Source organism: Nonomuraea corallina, assembly GCF_027620315.1.
Classification (GTDB): domain Bacteria; phylum Actinomycetota; class Actinomycetes; order Streptosporangiales; family Streptosporangiaceae; genus Nonomuraea; species Nonomuraea corallina.
On the sequence record NZ_JAPNNL010000001.1, the window covers coordinates 41,889 to 57,864 of the forward strand.

The following is a 15,976-nucleotide window of genomic DNA, read 5'->3' on the forward strand; positions in this document are numbered from 1 at the left end:
CACTCAATGAGGCCGAGAAAAGATCAACTAGCGATAAATCTGTGATATGTCGGAAATTTAAGGACGCTACCCATCCAGACCACGCGAAGCAGCCAGATCGCCAGCACAGCCAGCAAAGCCACCTCCGCGCTCAACAGCGCCCGCTCCACCAGTCCGATCATGACCCGCTCCCCCGGCAGCGCCACGTACGTGATCGCCAGCAGCCCGATCCCGCCCGCCAGGGCCACCCACTCGACGGTCCTGGCCACCGGCCGCCACACCCGGTCGCGGGCCAGCCGGGGCACCAGCAGCGCCCCCGCCGCCGGCAGGCTGACGAACGCCGCGATCGACGCGTACCGGTGGATCTGGGCCGCGACCGTCAGGTCGTCGCCGAACGGTGTGGTCGGGACCGCCGCCGCCACCAGCAGCGCCCCCGACCACACCATGAGCAGCCCCTCCGGCATCCCTCTGACCGGAGCCCCCACCGACCGCAGCCCCGCCAGCAGCGCCAGCGAGCCGAGAGCGACCGCCGCCATCGCGAACTCCGTGACGCCCCCGCGGCTCGCCACGGCATACTCGCTCACGGTCGCGTTCAGCGGGTCCAGGTATGGACCGGAGCCGAACTGCGCGGCCACCACGCCGGACACACCGGTCGTCAGCGCGACGAGCGCGACGATCGGATAGGCCCTCGGGCCCGGGGAGAACCGGCCGCCTCCGGTGAGAGCCGGCGCGGAGGTTCCCTCGGTCGCTGTGGTCATGGCACCGAGTCTTCCCCCGCGACGGCCCGCGGACATCCGGCGTCGTCCCCTACCTCACCCTGATCGATCCCTGAGTTGCCGGGCCGCGCTGTCGAGGAGCATGTCCAGGGCCGCCGGGTAGCCGCTGTCGTTCATCCTGGCCACCAGGAGCGGCGCCGTGGCGGCGATGTGCGGGTGGGTGACGGCCGGGAGCCGGGCGTAGGTCTCCTGCCAGACCTGCTCGTCGGCCCTCCTCGTCGCCTCGGGCAGCGCGAGCGAGGCGGCGTCGAGGACGGCGAAGGCCAGGCTCTGGTCGATGAACGCGTGGTAGACCCGCACCGCGTCGGCATCGGGGAACCCGGCGGCGCGCAAGATGCCGAGGATCGTCTCGTCCACCGCGACCTCGTGCGGGCGGCCCGCCACCCGGCTCGCGGTCAGCACGGCCGCCTGCGGGTGCGCCAGATAGGCCCGGTAGATGCTCAGCCCCAGGGCCCGCAGGTCGGCCAGCCAGTCGCCGGTCGCCCGCCAGCCCTCCAGCGCGGCGGCGAACAGCGCGTCGGCGATGGCCAGGGTCAGGTCGTCCATGCCGCGGAAGTAGCGGTAGACGGTGCTGGCGTCGGCGCCCAGCGCCAGCCCCAGCCGCCTGGCCGTCAGACCGGCCGCGCCGTGCTCCCTGAGCATGCGCAGCGCGGTGTCGATGATCAGGTCGTGGCTCAGCACCTGGCCCTGGCGGGTGGGCCGGCGTCGCCGCCGCGCCGCGTCGGGCACCACGCGCTTCGGCATGCCCCTCCTTATGCCAACACCATTGACGTTAACCAGCTTAATGGCATTTCCTGGACCCGCACCCCCCGTGTCACCAGGAGTCATCATGCGTATTCTGCTCGTGGGCGCCGGCGGTGTGGGCACCGCCGTCACCCGCATCGCCACCCGCCGCGCGTTCTTCGACCATATGGTGGTCGCTGACTACGACCTGTCCAGGGCGCAAGCGGCCGTCGCCGCGCTCGACCCCCGCGAGACCCGTTTCACCGCGGTCCAGGTCGACGCCTCCGACCGGTCGGCGGTCATCGACCTGCTTCTCGACCACCGGTGCGACGTGCTGCTCAACGCCACCGACCCCCGCTTCGTGATGCCGCTGTTCGAGGCGGCGCTCGCGGGCGGGGCGCACTACCTCGACATGGCGATGTCCATGTCGAAGCCGCACCCCGAGCTCCCGTACGAGAAGGTCGGCGTCAAGCTCGGCGACGAGCAGTTCGCCCGCGACGACGACTGGCGGCGGGCCGGGCGGCTCGCGCTCGTCGGCATGGGCGTCGAGCCCGGCCTGTCGGACGTGTTCGCCCGCTACGCCGCCGACGAGCTGTTCGACGAGATCGAGGAGATCGGCGTACGCGACGGCGCCAACCTCACCGTCGACGGCTACGAGTTCGCCCCGTCGTTCTCCATCTGGACCACGATCGAGGAGTGCCTCAACCCGCCGCTCGTCTACGAGCGCGACCGCGGCTGGTTCACCACCGAGCCGTTCAGCGAGCCGGAGGTGTTCGACTTCCCCGAGGGCATCGGCCCGATCGAGTGCGTGAACGTCGAGCACGAGGAGGTGCTGCTGGTGCCCCGCTGGGTGGACGCCGGCCGGGTCACCTTCAAGTACGGGCTGGGCGAGGACTTCATCTCCCGGCTCAAGACCCTGCACGAGCTGGGCCTCGACCGCACCCGGCCGGTCACGGTGCTGACCGACCGCGGCCCCGCCCGCGTCTCGCCGCGCGACGTGGTGGCCGCCGTGCTGCCCGACCCGGGCGAGCTGGGCGACCGGATGCACGGCAAGACCTGCGCCGGCACCTGGGTGAAGGGCGTCAAGGACGGCCGGCCGCGCGAGGTGTACCTCTACCACGTGGTGGACAACCAGTGGTCGATGCGGGAGTACGGCTCGCAGGCCGTGGTCTGGCAGACCGCCGTCAACCCCGTCGTCGCCCTGGAGCTGATGGCCACCGGCGCCTGGCAGGGCGAGGGCGTGCTCGGCCCCGAGGCGTTCGCCCCGCGCCCCTTCCTGGACCTGCTCGTGGAGTACGGATCCCCCTGGGGCCTGCGCGAGCAGTGATCGGCACACCGCGGACGACGCGCTCCCCCGCGCCGGGGAGCGCGTCCCGCGTCACAGGCCCGACGGGTCGCGCCCCACGCTGATCTCCTCGGCGATGCGTCTGATGTCGTCGCCGGTGATGCCGGGGGCCGGGGGAAGCTGCCGCACCAGCGCGTCGATCACCACGGGCACCGGCCGGCCCGCCAACCGGCCCGCGATGCCGTGGACCGTGCGGAACAGCGCGTCTTCTTCGGACATCCCCATCTCCTCATCCGGCTACCGAGGCCACGCTACGACCGGGCGCCGACAGTTTCCGGCTACCGCTCCAGCGTGTCCCGTACCGTGGCGCAGATCTCGTGCAGGTCGCGGACCTGCTGGGGCGTGAGCACGTCGAACAGGACGCGGCGCACCTCCGCCACGTGGCCCGGCGCGGCCTCCTCCAGCGCCGCGAAGCCCGCGTCGGTGAGCACCGCGACGTTGCCGCGCCGGTCCTCGGGGCAGCGGTCGCGGCGGACCCAGCCGCGCTCCTCCAGCCGGGCCACCGCGTGCGAGAGCCGGCTCTGCGAACTCTGCGCCTTGGCGGCCAGCTCGCTCATCCGCAGCGCCCGCCCCGGCGCCTCGGACAGGGCCACCAGGATCATGTAGTAGGCGTGCGGCATCCCGGCGTCGCGCTGCAACTGCCGGTCGAGCGCCTCGTGCACGCGCTGGGTCGCCACCAGGAAACTCCGCCAGGTGCGCTGCTCGTCGTCGTCCAGCCATCGGGTCACATCTGACAATTTACTTGAACTCTCATATACTTGGGGTGAATCCACCCCAAAAAGGAGATCACCATGCCCGTCCAGCGGCTCAACCACGCGGTCCTGTACGTGCGCGACGTCGCGCGCAGCGTCGCCTTCTACCGCGAGGCCCTCGGCTTCGAGCCGGTCATGGAGCTGCCCGGCGCCGCGTTCCTCCAGGCCGAAGGCTCGACCAACGACCACGACCTCGGGCTGTTCCAGATCGGCGCGGCCGCCGGGCCCTCACCCGCCGGCCACACCGCCGTCGGGCTCTACCACCTGGCCTGGGAGGTCGACACGCTCGACGAGCTGGAGCGCGTCGCGGCCAAGCTGACCGAGCTCGGCGCGCTGGTCGGCGCCTCCGACCACGCCACCACCAAGGCCCTGTACGCGCGCGACCCCGACGGGCTGGAGTTCGAGGTCTCCTGGCTGGTCCCCGCCGACATGATCGACGACGAGCTGCTCGCCGCCCGCACCCGCATCCTGCCGCTCGACCTGGCCGCCGCCAAGGAACGGTTCGGCGCCCGGACGCGCGGCGGCGTCGGCGTGTCCATCCCGGTCTGACCGGACCGGGCTCCACCGGGTTACCGTGGTCAGTGACCGGTTCCTCTCCTGGAGAACGTCATGCCGAGGGATCCTGACCACGTGCTCGACGCCATCGACGGCGTCGTCGACGAATGGGAGACGCTGAGCGCCGACGCCATGCGCTGGTCGCCTCCCGAAGACAAGAGCGACGACCTGCTGCGCGAGGTGACCGACATCCTCGGGCCGCTGGCGAACGCCCTCACCGAGGCGTTCCGCCCGCTGGGCGAGGCCGTGAACCGCGTCCTGGAGGAGCTGATCCCCGACGACCAGGGGCCCGCCTACGACCCGGACGACGACGAGCGCTAACCCGTCCTGCGCCGGCGGGCCCTGCGCGGGTAGGCCTTGGCGGTCTCGGCCAGCCTGGCCGCGTGCTCGGCCTGCTTGCGCCAGTGGCCGTAGGCGTCGCCGCGCTGGGCCAGCCGGTCCAGCTCGCGCACCGTCGCCAGCGGCACGAACGCGGGCTCGGCGTCCCGCCACGGGGTGCCCGGCAGCGGCATGAACGTGTGGGTGTGGATGCGCGCCCCCAGCTCGGCCAGGTCGGCGGCCAGCTTCAGCGAAGCCTCCTGGTCCTCGGCCCGCTCGCCCGGCATGCCGAAGATGAAGTCGACGTTCGGCCGGAAGCCGTGCTCCACCGCGATCCGCACCGCGTCCCGTACCGGGGAGGTGTCGTGACCGCGCCCCGAGGCCGCCAGCACCCGGTCGGAGCCCGACTGCGCGCCGATGATCAGGTTGTCGTTCGCCACGTTGCGCTTGAGCAGCCGCATCGCCTCGGGCGTGACGTGCTCCGGCCGCACCTCGGAGGGGAAGCTGCCGAAGAACACCCGGCCGTGCGGCGGCAGCTCCTCCTTGACCCCGGCCAGCAGCTCCTCCACCGCGTCCAGATCGGGATCGGGGCCGGGCGACCCGTACGAGAGCGAGGTCGGCGTGATGAACCGGACGTCGCGCAGCCCGTGACCGGCCATCGCCCGCACGTGCTCGCGCACGCTCGCCACCGACCGATGGCGGAACTGGCCGCCGAACATGAACGGTGTTTGACAGAAGCGGCAGGTATAGCGACATCCGCGGGTGATCTCGATCGGCCCGAACCGGCCGCGCCGCGCCGGGAACGACGGGAACGCGTCCAGCGGGAGCTGTGGCGCCGGCCGGGTGCGCAGCGCCACCCCGTCGGCGTCCCTGAGCGCGAGCCCGGGGACGTCCGTGAGCGGGTCGTCGCGGCGCAGCGCGGTGACCAGCGAGACGATCGTCGACTCGCCCTCGCCGATGCCCGCCAGGTCCCACCCGGCGTCGATGACCTGCTGCGGCTCGGCGGTGGCGTGCACCCCGCCGGCGATGTGCAGGACGCCGTCCCGGCCGGCCAGCGCCCGCACGGCGGCCAGTTCGGCGGCCATCGCGTCGGCGTCGGGCGAGTAGAACGACCACAGCACCAGCACCCGATCGGCCCGGCTGCCGGCGATGTGCGCCGCCGTCTCCTCGACGGTGGTGCCGAGGCTCAGGCCGTGCTCGACCCCGGCGCTCTCCAGCGCGGCGAGCAGCGCGTGCACGCCGTAGGTCACGGCTTTGCGATATCGGACCACCACGTCAACAGCGAGCGCCACGCCGTGCAGCGTAGCCGACGACGTCCCACCCGCACGCCGGCCGGACGCCCTCGGGACGCCGGCCGGTCTCCCCGCCGTGCTCCAAGGCCCCCGCTCACGGGTGGGTTCAGGGGGCGAAGCGCCGGGTCTGCGCCGCGAGGACGTCGCCCATGCCGCGGCCGGTGCCGTGACCGGCCTCCTCCACGATCACCAGCTCGCAGCCCGGCCAGGCCTTCGACAGCTCCCAGGCGGTCCGCAGCGGGGTGCTCAGGTCGATCCGGCCGTGGACCAGCACGCCCGGCACGTGACCCAGCCCTGCCACCCCGGCCAGGAGCTCGCCGTCCTCCAGCCACGCGTGGTGGCGCCAGTAGTGGGTGACCAGCCGCGCGAACCGCATCCGGAACACCGGGTCGGCATAGCGCGGGTCGGGCCGGTGATCGGCGTGGGACCGTACGTGCGAGTCCTCCCAGTCGCACCAGTCGCGGGCGGCCTGCTCGCGGACGGCCGGGTCGGGGTCGGCGAGGAGCCGGGCGTAGGCGTCGACGAGCCGCTCGCCGGGCAGGTCCGCGGGGACCGCGTCGCGGAACCGTTCCCACTCCCGGGGGAAGTAGCGCCCCACGCCCTCGGTGATCCACTCGACCTCGGACCGGCGGGTGGTCGCCACGCCCGCCATGACGATCTCGCTGACCCGGCCGGGGTGGCGGATCGCGTAGGCCAGCCCGAGCGTGGTGCCCCACGAGCCGCCGAACAGCATCCACCGCTCGACGCCCAGGTGCTCGCGGAGCAGTTCCATGTCGGCGATCAGGTGGTGGGTGGTGTTGGCGGACAGGTCGGCGCCGGGGTCGGCCGCGTCGGGCGTGCTCCGGCCGCAGCCGCGCTGGTCGAACAGGACGACCCGGTAGGTCTCCAGGTCGAAGAAGCGCAGCCAGCCCGTCCCCGCCCCGGACCCCGGTCCGCCGTGCACCACCACCGCGGGCTTCCCGCCGGGTGCGCCGTGGACCTCCCAGTGCACGCGGTTGCCGTCGCCCACGTCGAGCATCATCGCGTTCTCCTCAATATCTGACAGTGCTGTTATATTAGGAGATGTCATGACAGAGAACCCCACGCTGGGCACCATGCTCCGCCACCTGAGCGAAGTGATGGACGGCGCCATCGCCGGGCACTACGCCGACCTGGGCCTGCCCGACTACCGGCCGCGTTTCTCCCCCGTCGTCCGGCTCCTGGCCGCGCGGGGTCCGATGGCCATCCACGACCTGGCCGCGGCCATCGGCGTCACCCACTCCGCCGCCAGCCAGACCGTGGCCCAGATGCGCCGGTCGGGCTGGGTGTCCCTGGAAAAAGGCGCCGACGCCCGCCGCCGCATCGTCCACCTGACCGACAGGGCACGCGGGGCGCTGCCGGACATCCAGGCCGAGTGGGACGCCACCGAGCGGGCCGTCGCGGACCTCGACGCCGAGCTGCCCGTGCCGCTGGCCGAGATGGTCCGCGCCGCGCTGGACGCGCTCGCCCGCCGGCCCTTCAGGGAGCGGATCGAGGACGGGCTGAAAACGACCTGATCTTGTCGGTGGCGCCTGCGATAGTGAGGGAGTGTTCCACACCTCCCCGATCTCCCACGTCCCCTGCCACGTCCGTCACCTGCCGGACGGCGCGATCGAGCTGATGCCGATCGTGCTGCCCATGACCCTCACGGCCGCCCAGCGCCGCAGCCTGGCCGCCATCCTGCTGGAGGGCCTCGACGACGACACGGCCCCCGCCACCGCCGAGCTCTGCCTCAGCTAGCCCAGCCTGGCCCGATAGACCTGGCGGGCGCGGTCGTAGAGCGCCACGTGGTCGTCGTACTGGCCCTGGTCGGCGAAGACGCCCGACTCGCGCAGCACCGCCTCCAGCCGGTCCAGCCAGTCGAGACACCACAGCACGTCCTCCTGCCGCGCCACGTGCGTGCCCGCCACGTTCAGGTAGACCGGGCTCGTGTGCGCGTACGCCCCGCCGGTGTGGAAGCTGCGCGGGTGCGGCCCTCCGGTGGCGACCGCGACCACGTACGTGGGCTCGCCCGCCTCCAGCACGGTCGTCAGGCGGCCGGGCGGCCCTTGGGCCAGCACGCCGTCGGCGGTGCGGATCTCCAGGTTCTCGACCTCGGGGCCGACCGACGTGACCGTGACCTCCACCCGCTCACCCGGCGCCAGGTCCAGCGTGTCGCCGGGGGCGTGGCCGTTGACGCTCAGCCCCAGCCACGGGCCGGTGGTGGCGAAGGTGCGGCCCATGAGGATCGCCTCGGCGAACGACTCGGCGGTCAGCGGGCCGTCCACCCGGGCGTACACCCGCTCCCATCCGGGCGGGCCGGACGAGGTGCCGCGGTGGCAGAACGACAGCACAGCGTCGGTGCCGGCGGTCACGGTCAGCCGGTTGCCCGCGCCGATCAGGCGGCGGTAGACCGTGGCCGTCGCGGTGATCGAGGAGTGGTTGAGCACGTCCAGCGTGTCGATCAGGCCGAGCGCGGCGTCCGCGACGATCTCCCTGGCCGAGCAGTTGCGCCCGCGCGCCACCGCCTTCTCCGGCGGGTCGGTGTCGGAGACCGGCAGGTGGAACGGGTGGCCGTAGCCGAGCACGGCGCCCAGCCGGTGCAGTTCCTCGCAGGCGACCGCGTTGGGGGGCCAGTCGACGTCGCCGGCGAAGCCGGTGTGGAAGCGCTCCGGCAGTCCTCGCAGCCCGAACGCGCCGACGTGGCCCACCAGGTCGTTGCGGTACTCGACGCCGATCCTGGCCAGGTGGCGCTCGTCCGACCACGGCAGGTCGCGGCCCACCCAGTGGTCGAGCGCCTCGCGGTCGTAGACCCGCGCGCTCGCCACGTTCCCCGCGACCAGGTTGAGCACGTGCAGGTCCTCGCCGTGCTGGGCGAGCGCGGCCAGCTCGGGCGCGGCGGGCTCCTCCCCCATCCAGTTGAGGTGGACGTGCATGTCGCCGCCGTACCAGCCGTGGGCCGCCGCGTCGTACAGCCGCTCGGGGGTCAGCTCGACCACGGTCTCCGCGCCGGCCGCCGGGGTCAGCTCGGCCTCGGCGGTGGTGTACTCCATGCCGCGGGTCACCGTCACCCTGATGGGCTCGGCCGGCACCGCCACCACGAGGTCGTCTCCGTGGAAGTAGGGGGCGCCGTGCCCGTCGGCCTTGGGCGGGCGGCCCTGGGGGTACCAGCCCTGCCCGCCGGCCGACGTCACGCTCCACCGGCACGGGAACCCGGCGCGCAGCCGCACCGCGGCCGCCGGCGCCCGCCTGGTCAGCGGCGCCAGGTCGACCGGGACCCCGTCGGCGACGACCTCACGGCACACGCCGACGATCTTCGCGCCGCGGGGCGGGACCTCGTACGGCTCCCCGTCGACGACCACCGTGGCCGGCTCGTCCCGGCTGGAGTCCAGCAGCAGCCACGTACGGACCGGCGCGTCGCCGAGCACCACCCGGGCGCGGGCCTCCAGCGCGGCGCCGCCGGGCCGCAGCCGCAGCGCGGGCAGGGCGGCGATCAGTTCGCCGCCGAGCGCGTCGCGGACCACCAGGTCGGGGTCCACCTCGCCCATCCGGTCGTCGATCTCGTCCTGCGACGCCCCGGGCAGGCGTTCGGCGAGCTGCCGCGTGCCGGTGCCCCAGTAGTCGTGGTGCTGTTCGAGGAAGACGGTGGCCCGCGCCTGGACCACGTACGACAGCGACTCCTCGCCCCAGAGGACGCCGTGCCTTTCACGAAGGGCTCGATAGTCGGCCAGCGCGCGGGAGACGGTCTCGGGAAGCAGCGGATCGTCACACATCGGGCACTCCTCGAAGTCACCGACATCGTGTCACGATTCGCAGACCCCGTCAGGGCCTTACCACCCACCGCCCGACTGCACGGCCGACACGACCACGGCCAGCCCGCTCATTCCGATCATCCCGATGATGACGAGCAGGGCGACGATGCGACGGTTCACAAGGCGGATGCTACCCGGCCGACAGGAGGAAGATGGCCAGGCCGTGGGCCAGGGCGGCGGCGGCCACGCCGTGTCGGAGCCGGAGGAAGGCGCAGATCAGGCCCTCGTAGAGGGTGAAGACCAGCAATGGCCAGCCGAGGTCGGTCACCGTCGAGGCGAGGTAGGCGTGGCAGGCGGCGAACATGACCGCCGACAGCAGGGCGGCGCGCACCGGGCCGGAGCGTTCCAGGTGGCCTTGCAGGAAGCCTCGGAAGAGCACCTCTTCGGCGAGGTTCCCGGCCAGGGCGAAGAGCAGCAGCGCGGGCAGCAGGCTCGCGGCGACCGGCCCGCCGCGTTCGGTCAGCGGGGTGGAGAGCGACAGGAGGAGCACCGGGGCCGCGATCAGCGCGCCGCCCGCCAGGCCGGGGATCGCGGTGACCGGACGGCCCCAGCGCACGAGGGCCCGCAGGTCGTCGTCCAGGCGCAGCACGGTGACGGTCAGCGCCAGCGTGGCGGCGCCGAACACCAGCAGGGTCCCGGCGTCGTCGGTGAAGCGCAGCCACGGCACCGGCCCGGCGGTGCCGACGCGCCAGAAGCCGAGCGGCGTCATGGCGTCGCGGATCAGCACGAAGCCGAGCATCAGCGCCGCGATGCGCAGCAGCGGCTCGCGGGCCAGGGCGAAGCAGGCACCGATGAGGAGGAGGCCCGGCAGGACGCGGGCGGTGTAGGCAAGCAGGTCGGGGAGCACCAGGCCATAATGCGAGTAAACTTCAGCTTTTGGTACTCGCATCGGAGCACCCGTGGTCACCCCCCGCAAAAGCCCCCGCCAGCAGCGCTCACGCGAGACGGTGGAGGCGATCCTGGAGGCCGCTGCTCAGCTTTTCCAGCGGCACGGCTACGCCACCACGACCACGAACAAGATCGCCGATCGGGCGGGCGTGTCCGTCGGCTCGCTCTACCAGTACTTCCCGAACAAGGACGCGCTCCTGCTCGCCCTGGCCGACCGGCACCTCAACGCGGCCGCCCGCGAGGTCATGCGGGTGTTCGAACGGGCCGCCGGGCAGCCGCCCGACCTGACCCGGCTGGTGACCGACCTGGTGGCCTGCGTGGCCGCGCTGCACGAGGACCGGCCACAGCTGCACCGGCTCCTGTTCGACCAGGCCCCCCGCACTCCCGAACTCGTCGCCCTCTTCCGGGAGACCGAGCGGGTCCTGGCCGCCGCCCTGGCGGGCGAACTGCGCAGGCTCGGCGCCGACGACCCCGACGTCACCGCGCTGCTCGCGGTGCAGGGCGTCGAGGCGCAGGTCCATGGCGCCCTGCTCGACGATCCGGGACGCCGGGAGGCCATCGTGCGCCTCTGGGTCAACGCTCTGGGCCGGAAATAACGGGATACCGGCCACGGTTACCTTTCGTGCGCCCTCGAACGAAAGGTATGTCCCATGGCTCTGCCTCTCTCCATTCTCGATCTCGCGTACATCGGCAAAGGAGAGACCGCGGCCGACAGCTTCGCGGGCAGCGTGGAGCTGGCGCGGCGGGCGGAGCAGTGGGGCTACAGCCGCATCTGGTACGCCGAGCACCACAACATGCCGTCGATCGCGTCCTCGGCCACCAGCGTGCTGATCGCGCACGTGGCCGCGCACACGAGCACGATCCGGCTGGGCGCGGGCGGCGTCATGCTGCCGAACCACTCCCCGCTCACCATCGCCGAACAGTACGGCACACTCGCCACGCTGCACCCCGGCCGGATCGACCTGGGGCTAGGGCGGGCGCCCGGCAGCGACCAGGTGACCATGCGGGCACTGCGCCGCACCCCCGCCTCGGCCGACAGCTTCCCGCAGGACGTGCTGGAGCTCCAGGGCTACCTGACCGGCGACTCCCGCATCCCCGGCGTGGACGCGACCCCTGGCAAGGGCACCGACGTGCCGCTGTACATCCTCGGGTCGTCGCTGTTCGGCGCCCAGCTCGCCGCCATGCTCGGGCTGCCGTACGCGTTCGCCTCGCACTTCGCGCCCGCGGCGCTGGAGGAGGCGGTCGCGCTCTACCGGCGCGAGTTCAAGCCGTCCGCGCAGCTCGCCGAGCCGTACGTGATCGCCGGCGTGAACGTGATCACCGCCGACACCCGGGAGAAGGCTGAGGAGCAGTTCCTGGCCGCCAAGCGCAACCGGGTGAGCCTGCTCCTGGGCCGCGACCGCGAGTTCACCCCCGAGGAGGCGGACGCCATCCTGGAGTCGCCGGCCGGGCAGCAGATCCTCCAGATGACCACCTACTCGGCCGTCGGCACGCCCGGCGAGGTCAAGGAGTACCTGGACCGGTTCGCCCGGCATGCCCGCGCCGACGAGCTCATCGCGGTGTCGGCCGCGCCCGACCGCGAGGCGTGGCTACGCTCCTTCGAGCTGCTCGCCGACGTCCAGGGCCTCGTCCCCGCCTGACGGCACCCGCTCCAGGATCACCAGCGGGATGTCCCGGTCCGTCCTGGACTGGTACGTGTCGTACGTCGGGAACACCGCGACCATGCCCGGCCACAGCTCCTTCTTCTCCTCCTCGGTGGCGGTGCGGGCGCGGGCGGCGAACCTGTCGGCCCGCACCTGTACGGCGACCTCCGGGTCGGCGGCCAGGTTGAGATACCAGGAAGGGTGCCCAGCGGAGCCGCCGTTGGAGGCGACGAGCAGATAGCGGTCGCCGTCCCGCCCGTAGATCAGCGCCGTGCGGCGCAGCCGCCCCGACCTCCTGCCCCGGGTGGTGAGCAGCAGCGTGGGCAACCCCTGGTACAGGTGCCCGCTCTCCCCGTCGGTCTCCACGTAGCGGCGGATATGCTCGGCCACCCAGCCCGTCGGGCTGTCGATCACGTCGTCCATGCGGGCAAGTGTGGAACATCGACCAGGGCTGAGGTCAAGCGTGTGACCATTCCCTCCCCGGCGACGTCTGCCTTTGACGTGACCATCGAAACCGTTCGGGGGGCGACATCATCGAGGAGCTGTACCGCGAGCACTGGCCGCTCGTGTGCGGGTTCCTCCTGCGCAGGACCCGTGACCCGCATCTCGCCGAGGACCTGGCGCAGGAGACTTTCATCAAGGCGACCAGGGCGCTGCTCGGCTGGCGGGGGCAGAACGCGGCGGCGTGGCTGCTCACGATCGCGCGCAACACCCTGGTGGACCACTTACGCAGGAACCGCCGCGAACTGGCCCTCCCCGACGTCGGCGAACTGGGCGTGCCGCCCCTGCACGTGGCGGCGCTGGACGTGCGCGACGCGCTCGACCGGCTGCCCGAGCAGCAGCGCCGGCTTCTCGCGCTGGTCTACCTCGAGGGCTTCTCGATGGTGGAGGTGGCCGCGATGACCGGCAGGACGCACAGCTCGATCAAGACCGCGGTGTGGCGCGCGAGAGCCGCCTTCGCCGATCTCTACCGGGAGACCCCATGAACATGCCCGAGATTCCAGATCTGCCGGACTTCGACCCCGGTCGCACCCGTCGCGCGGTCCGGCGAGGACTGGCCAGGACGGTCGCCATCGTCCTGGCCGTGCTGGCGCTGCTCGCGGTGACCGCCACCGTGGGCTCGTCCCTGGCCCAGACCCGCGGCGACCGCGAGATCCGCATGGGGGCCGTGCTCGGCACCGCCTTCAAGATGTACAGCCCGGCCTACAGCGTGACGATCGGCTCCTGCTGCCAGACCACGCCCGTGTCGATGTCGTTCGAGGTGGCCGCCCGCCCCCTCGGGCCTGTCGGGGCCTGGCCGGCCGGGACCGCGTCGTACACGATCAGTCAGGACTTCTTCGGCCGCGTGGGACGCCTGCCGCTAGGGGTGAGCGCCAACACCAGGCTTTCGCAGGCCCTGTTCGACGTCGGCACCACGCTGGCGCCCAAGGACGACGTGCGGGAGGTGCTCGCCCGGCTGCCCGCCGACCTCAGCACGCTGTCGGTGGTGGAGTTCGAGCGGCCGCTCGGCGAGGCCGAGCTCCGGGCGTTCCTGAAGCGGCACCGCTCCTGCGCCGACAGGGTCGTGTACGAGCGCAGGCCCGGCGCTCTCCCGATCACCTGGGGCCACGACTACTGGCTCGACGGGCGCGGTCCCGGCCGGAGCGGCGACATGACCGAGGAGATGTGCGGCGGCGGCCTGCCGGAGTTCCGTGACTGGGTCGGCCTGCTGCGCGACCATGACGACGCCAACCTGCGCTCCTTCGACCTGTCGCTGGACCGGCTGCGCAAGGCGTCCGAGGCCGGGCTCGCCTACGGCTATGTCGATCAGACCGCCTCGGTCCGCGGGCTGCGCGAACTGCTCAAGGACCCGATGGTGCGCACGATCCGCCCGGCCGGTGTCGCGTTCGACCTGGACCGGCCCGCGCCGTAGGCGGCGTCGCCGCTACGCCGAGCGGGTGGCGTAGTAGCGGCGGGACTTGTCGCGGCTGCCGCAGGTCGTCATGCTGCACCAGCGGCGCCGCCGGTTCCTGCTCGTGTCCAGGAACAGCCACACGCACGACGGGCAGGCGCCGAGCCGGTCCAGCGGCCCGTGCGTGAGGAGCTCGACCGCCGACGCGGCCACCTCCCACATCAGCACGCGCACCGTACGAGGACCCTCCCAGCGCAGCCGGTACGCCCCGCCGCCCGCCTGCCCGCCCGCCTGCCCGCCCGCCTGCCCGTACGTCCCGCCGGCCGGTTCCAGGCGGGCTCGGGCGGCTCCTTCTGCGTGGACGGCCAGCACCGCGTCGAGGTCCGCCCGCGGCGGGGACCCGTCGCGGGCGAGCGCCTCGAAGATCCGGAACACCGCCTCCCGCAGCTCCCGCGCCTCGGCCAGCCCCGCCGCGTCCTCGACGGGCAGGCCGGCGGCGCGCGCCCAGGTCAGCGCCTGCTCGGGCGTCGCCAGCCAGTCGCGCGCCGCGACGGGGCGGGCGTTGACGGTGTTGGCGAAGTCCAGGCAGAGCGCGTTGCCGACCAGTTCCACCTCGGTCATGCCTCCACTATCTCACCAATCAACCGTTATTGACAGGTGAGACCACGCGGTCTTACCGTTCAACGGTCTTTGAAAGGTGTGACGGATGCGTCTGCTCCCCACGTCGCTGGGCCGGTCGTTCAACGGGCTGTGGTTCGGCACCGGGTCCTCCAATCTCGCCGACGGCATGGCCCTGTTCGTTCTCCCCCTGCTGGCGCTCGCCATCGGCGCCTCGCCCGGCCAGGTCGCCGCCGTGACGACCGCGCTCACCCTGGCCTGGCCGCTCTTCGGCCTGCACGCGGGCTGGATCGTCGACCGCGTCGAGCGGCGCGCCCTGCTCACCGGCGTCAGCCTGGCCCGCGCGGCGGTGCTGGCTGGCCTGACCGCCGCCCACCTGACGGGCACCCTGTCGATCCCGCTGATCCTGCTCGCCGCCGTCCTGCTGGGCGTCGCCGAGACCCTCGTCGACACGGCGCTGACCTCGACCATCCCCCGCGTCGTCGCCCCCGCGGCCCGCAACCGCGCCAACGCCCGCATCGAGGCCACGATCAACATCACCAACCAGCTCGCCGGCCCGCCCCTGGCCGGCCTCCTGGCCGGCACCACGCTCGCCCTGGCCACGGGCGCCGGCGCCGTCCTCTACGTCCTGGCGGTCGCGGGCATCCTCGTGATGGCCCTCTCCCCCGCCGAGCCGCGCGCGGCCGAACCCCGGCGGGGCGGCCTGGTCGCCGGGCTGCGCCACCTGTGGCGGCAGCCGGTGGTGCGCACCCTCACCCTCTACACCGCCGCGATGAACCTCGTCTGGGCCGCCGCCACGGCCCTGCTCGTCGTGTACGCGGTCGCCCCGGGACCGCTCGGCCTCAGCACCGCCCAGTACGGCCTGCTGCTCACCGCCATGGCGGTCGGCGGCCTGGTCGCGTCCATGGTCGTGGAGCCGCTGCGACGCCGGTTCGGCGTGACCACCCTGCTCGTCGCCGACGCCGCCGGCACCGTGCTGCTGGTCCTGCCGGTCGCCGTCGGCGCCCCCGCCTGGGCGGTCGCCGCGGGCGCGGTGGTGGCGGGCGCGGGGGCGAGCGTCTGGCGCATCCTCGTGGCCACCATCCGCCAGAACCTCTCCCCGCCCGAGCTGCTGGGCCGCGTGTACGCGGCCTCACGCGTCATCAGCTGGGGCGTGCTGCCCCCGGGGGCGGCCGTGGCCGGGGTGATCGCGGAGGTGTGGGGGGTGCGCGCGGCGTTCGCCGTCGCCACGGCGCTCGCCCTGGCGGTGATGGCGGCCTTCCTCCGGTACGCGTTCCGTACCGACCTGTCGTCCGCCGCCGAGAGCTCCACCACCGAGACCGGCGGCGCCCTCACCTCGTGACGGACCGCCGGCCTCCCGGCCGGGCGTAACCGTCGTAGAGTCAGG

20 protein-coding genes are annotated in these 15,976 nt (G+C 72.9%); 10 read left to right on the forward strand and 10 right to left on the reverse strand.

Features of this window, described 5'->3' with window-relative positions; genetic code table 11:
* Positions 1-23: 23 nt before the first annotated feature.
* Together OUY22_RS00195 and OUY22_RS00200 are read right to left on the reverse strand one after the other, a co-directional pair.
* Positions 24-737 carry a DUF998 domain-containing protein gene (locus OUY22_RS00195; protein ID WP_270152509.1) on the reverse strand — a complete coding sequence of 238 codons (714 nt, stop codon included), beginning with the start codon at positions 735-737 and terminating at the stop codon, positions 24-26.
* A gap of 54 nt (positions 738-791) precedes the next feature.
* A complete protein-coding gene (locus tag OUY22_RS00200; RefSeq protein WP_270152510.1) occupies positions 792-1,499 on the reverse strand; it encodes a TetR/AcrR family transcriptional regulator in 708 nt (235 codons plus the stop codon).
* 85 nt (positions 1,500-1,584) lie between these two features.
* On the opposite strand from OUY22_RS00200, the gene OUY22_RS00205 reads away from it, so the two are divergent.
* Positions 1,585-2,805 (forward strand): saccharopine dehydrogenase family protein, encoded by a 1,221-nt coding sequence (locus OUY22_RS00205; protein WP_270152512.1) that lies wholly within the window; start codon positions 1,585-1,587, stop codon positions 2,803-2,805.
* Positions 2,806-2,856: 51 nt separating this feature from the next.
* Here the strand turns inward: OUY22_RS00205 and OUY22_RS00210 are convergent, their stop codons facing one another.
* Together OUY22_RS00210 and OUY22_RS00215 are read right to left on the reverse strand one after the other, a co-directional pair.
* Positions 2,857-3,042, reverse strand: coding sequence for a hypothetical protein (locus tag OUY22_RS00210; protein WP_270152514.1), 186 nt, complete (start codon positions 3,040-3,042; stop codon positions 2,857-2,859).
* A 59-nt stretch (positions 3,043-3,101) separates the two neighbouring features.
* Positions 3,102-3,551, reverse strand: a complete 450-nt coding sequence (locus OUY22_RS00215; protein ID WP_270152515.1) for a MarR family winged helix-turn-helix transcriptional regulator — start codon at positions 3,549-3,551, stop codon at positions 3,102-3,104.
* A gap of 63 nt (positions 3,552-3,614) precedes the next feature.
* Here OUY22_RS00215 and OUY22_RS00220 point away from each other — a divergent pair, with 63 nt between their 5' ends.
* Both OUY22_RS00220 and OUY22_RS00225 read left to right on the forward strand, forming a co-directional pair.
* Entirely contained in the window at positions 3,615-4,124 is a 510-nt protein-coding gene (locus tag OUY22_RS00220) for a VOC family protein (RefSeq protein WP_270152516.1), read from the forward strand.
* Between the two features lie 60 nt (positions 4,125-4,184).
* On the forward strand, positions 4,185-4,451 hold the full coding sequence (locus OUY22_RS00225; RefSeq protein ID WP_270152517.1) for a hypothetical protein: 267 nt from the start codon (positions 4,185-4,187) through the stop codon (positions 4,449-4,451).
* Here the strand turns inward: OUY22_RS00225 and OUY22_RS00230 are convergent.
* Positions 4,448-5,740, reverse strand: coding sequence for a TIGR04013 family B12-binding domain/radical SAM domain-containing protein (locus OUY22_RS00230; RefSeq protein WP_270152518.1), 1,293 nt, complete (start codon positions 5,738-5,740; stop codon positions 4,448-4,450). The genes OUY22_RS00225 and OUY22_RS00230 overlap by 4 nt on opposite strands.
* A gap of 106 nt (positions 5,741-5,846) precedes the next feature.
* The gene (pip, locus tag OUY22_RS00235; protein ID WP_270152519.1) at positions 5,847-6,761 is read right to left on the reverse strand and encodes a prolyl aminopeptidase; all 915 of its coding nucleotides are present in this window, start codon (positions 6,759-6,761) and stop codon (positions 5,847-5,849) included.
* Positions 6,762-6,807: 46 nt separating this feature from the next.
* Between pip and OUY22_RS00240 the strand changes: the two genes are divergently transcribed.
* Together OUY22_RS00240 and OUY22_RS00245 are read left to right on the forward strand one after the other, a co-directional pair.
* On the forward strand, positions 6,808-7,275 hold the full coding sequence (locus tag OUY22_RS00240) for a MarR family winged helix-turn-helix transcriptional regulator (RefSeq protein ID WP_270152520.1): 468 nt from the start codon (positions 6,808-6,810) through the stop codon (positions 7,273-7,275).
* Positions 7,276-7,306: 31 nt separating this feature from the next.
* The gene (locus tag OUY22_RS00245) at positions 7,307-7,498 is read left to right on the forward strand and encodes a hypothetical protein (protein WP_270152521.1); all 192 of its coding nucleotides are present in this window, start codon (positions 7,307-7,309) and stop codon (positions 7,496-7,498) included.
* On the opposite strand, the gene OUY22_RS00250 is transcribed toward OUY22_RS00245, so the two are convergent.
* Together OUY22_RS00250 and OUY22_RS00255 are read right to left on the reverse strand one after the other, a co-directional pair.
* Complete coding sequence (locus OUY22_RS00250; protein WP_270152522.1) at positions 7,495-9,510, reverse strand: CehA/McbA family metallohydrolase; 2,016 nt, start codon at positions 9,508-9,510, stop codon at positions 7,495-7,497. The genes OUY22_RS00245 and OUY22_RS00250 overlap by 4 nt on opposite strands.
* A gap of 169 nt (positions 9,511-9,679) precedes the next feature.
* Positions 9,680-10,396, reverse strand: a complete 717-nt coding sequence (locus tag OUY22_RS00255) for a CPBP family intramembrane glutamic endopeptidase (protein ID WP_270152523.1) — start codon at positions 10,394-10,396, stop codon at positions 9,680-9,682.
* Positions 10,397-10,448: 52 nt separating this feature from the next.
* On the opposite strand from OUY22_RS00255, the gene OUY22_RS00260 reads away from it, so the two are divergent.
* Together OUY22_RS00260 and OUY22_RS00265 are read left to right on the forward strand one after the other, a co-directional pair.
* Entirely contained in the window at positions 10,449-11,033 is a 585-nt protein-coding gene (locus tag OUY22_RS00260; RefSeq protein WP_270152524.1) for a TetR/AcrR family transcriptional regulator, read from the forward strand.
* A 54-nt stretch (positions 11,034-11,087) separates the two neighbouring features.
* A complete protein-coding gene (locus tag OUY22_RS00265) occupies positions 11,088-12,077 on the forward strand; it encodes an LLM class flavin-dependent oxidoreductase (RefSeq protein ID WP_270152525.1) in 990 nt (329 codons plus the stop codon).
* Here OUY22_RS00265 and OUY22_RS00270 read toward each other — a convergent pair.
* Complete coding sequence (locus OUY22_RS00270) at positions 12,027-12,503, reverse strand: nitroreductase family deazaflavin-dependent oxidoreductase (RefSeq protein WP_270152526.1); 477 nt, start codon at positions 12,501-12,503, stop codon at positions 12,027-12,029. The two genes, OUY22_RS00265 and OUY22_RS00270, sit on opposite strands and share 51 nt — an antisense overlap.
* A gap of 119 nt (positions 12,504-12,622) precedes the next feature.
* Here OUY22_RS00270 and OUY22_RS00275 point away from each other — a divergent pair, with 119 nt between their 5' ends.
* Both OUY22_RS00275 and OUY22_RS00280 read left to right on the forward strand, forming a co-directional pair.
* Complete coding sequence (locus OUY22_RS00275; RefSeq protein WP_270152613.1) at positions 12,623-13,066, forward strand: RNA polymerase sigma factor; 444 nt, start codon at positions 12,623-12,625, stop codon at positions 13,064-13,066.
* Positions 13,063-13,992 (forward strand): hypothetical protein, encoded by a 930-nt coding sequence (locus OUY22_RS00280; RefSeq protein WP_270152527.1) that lies wholly within the window; start codon positions 13,063-13,065, stop codon positions 13,990-13,992. The genes OUY22_RS00275 and OUY22_RS00280 overlap by 4 nt, the downstream gene beginning before the upstream one ends.
* Before the next feature lie 12 nt (positions 13,993-14,004).
* On the opposite strand, the gene OUY22_RS00285 is transcribed toward OUY22_RS00280, so the two are convergent.
* Positions 14,005-14,592 (reverse strand): CGNR zinc finger domain-containing protein, encoded by a 588-nt coding sequence (locus OUY22_RS00285; RefSeq protein WP_270152528.1) that lies wholly within the window; start codon positions 14,590-14,592, stop codon positions 14,005-14,007.
* Positions 14,593-14,677: 85 nt separating this feature from the next.
* On the opposite strand from OUY22_RS00285, the gene OUY22_RS00290 reads away from it, so the two are divergent.
* Positions 14,678-15,931 (forward strand): MFS transporter, encoded by a 1,254-nt coding sequence (locus tag OUY22_RS00290; protein WP_270152529.1) that lies wholly within the window; start codon positions 14,678-14,680, stop codon positions 15,929-15,931.
* Positions 15,932-15,976: the final 45 nt, after the last annotated feature.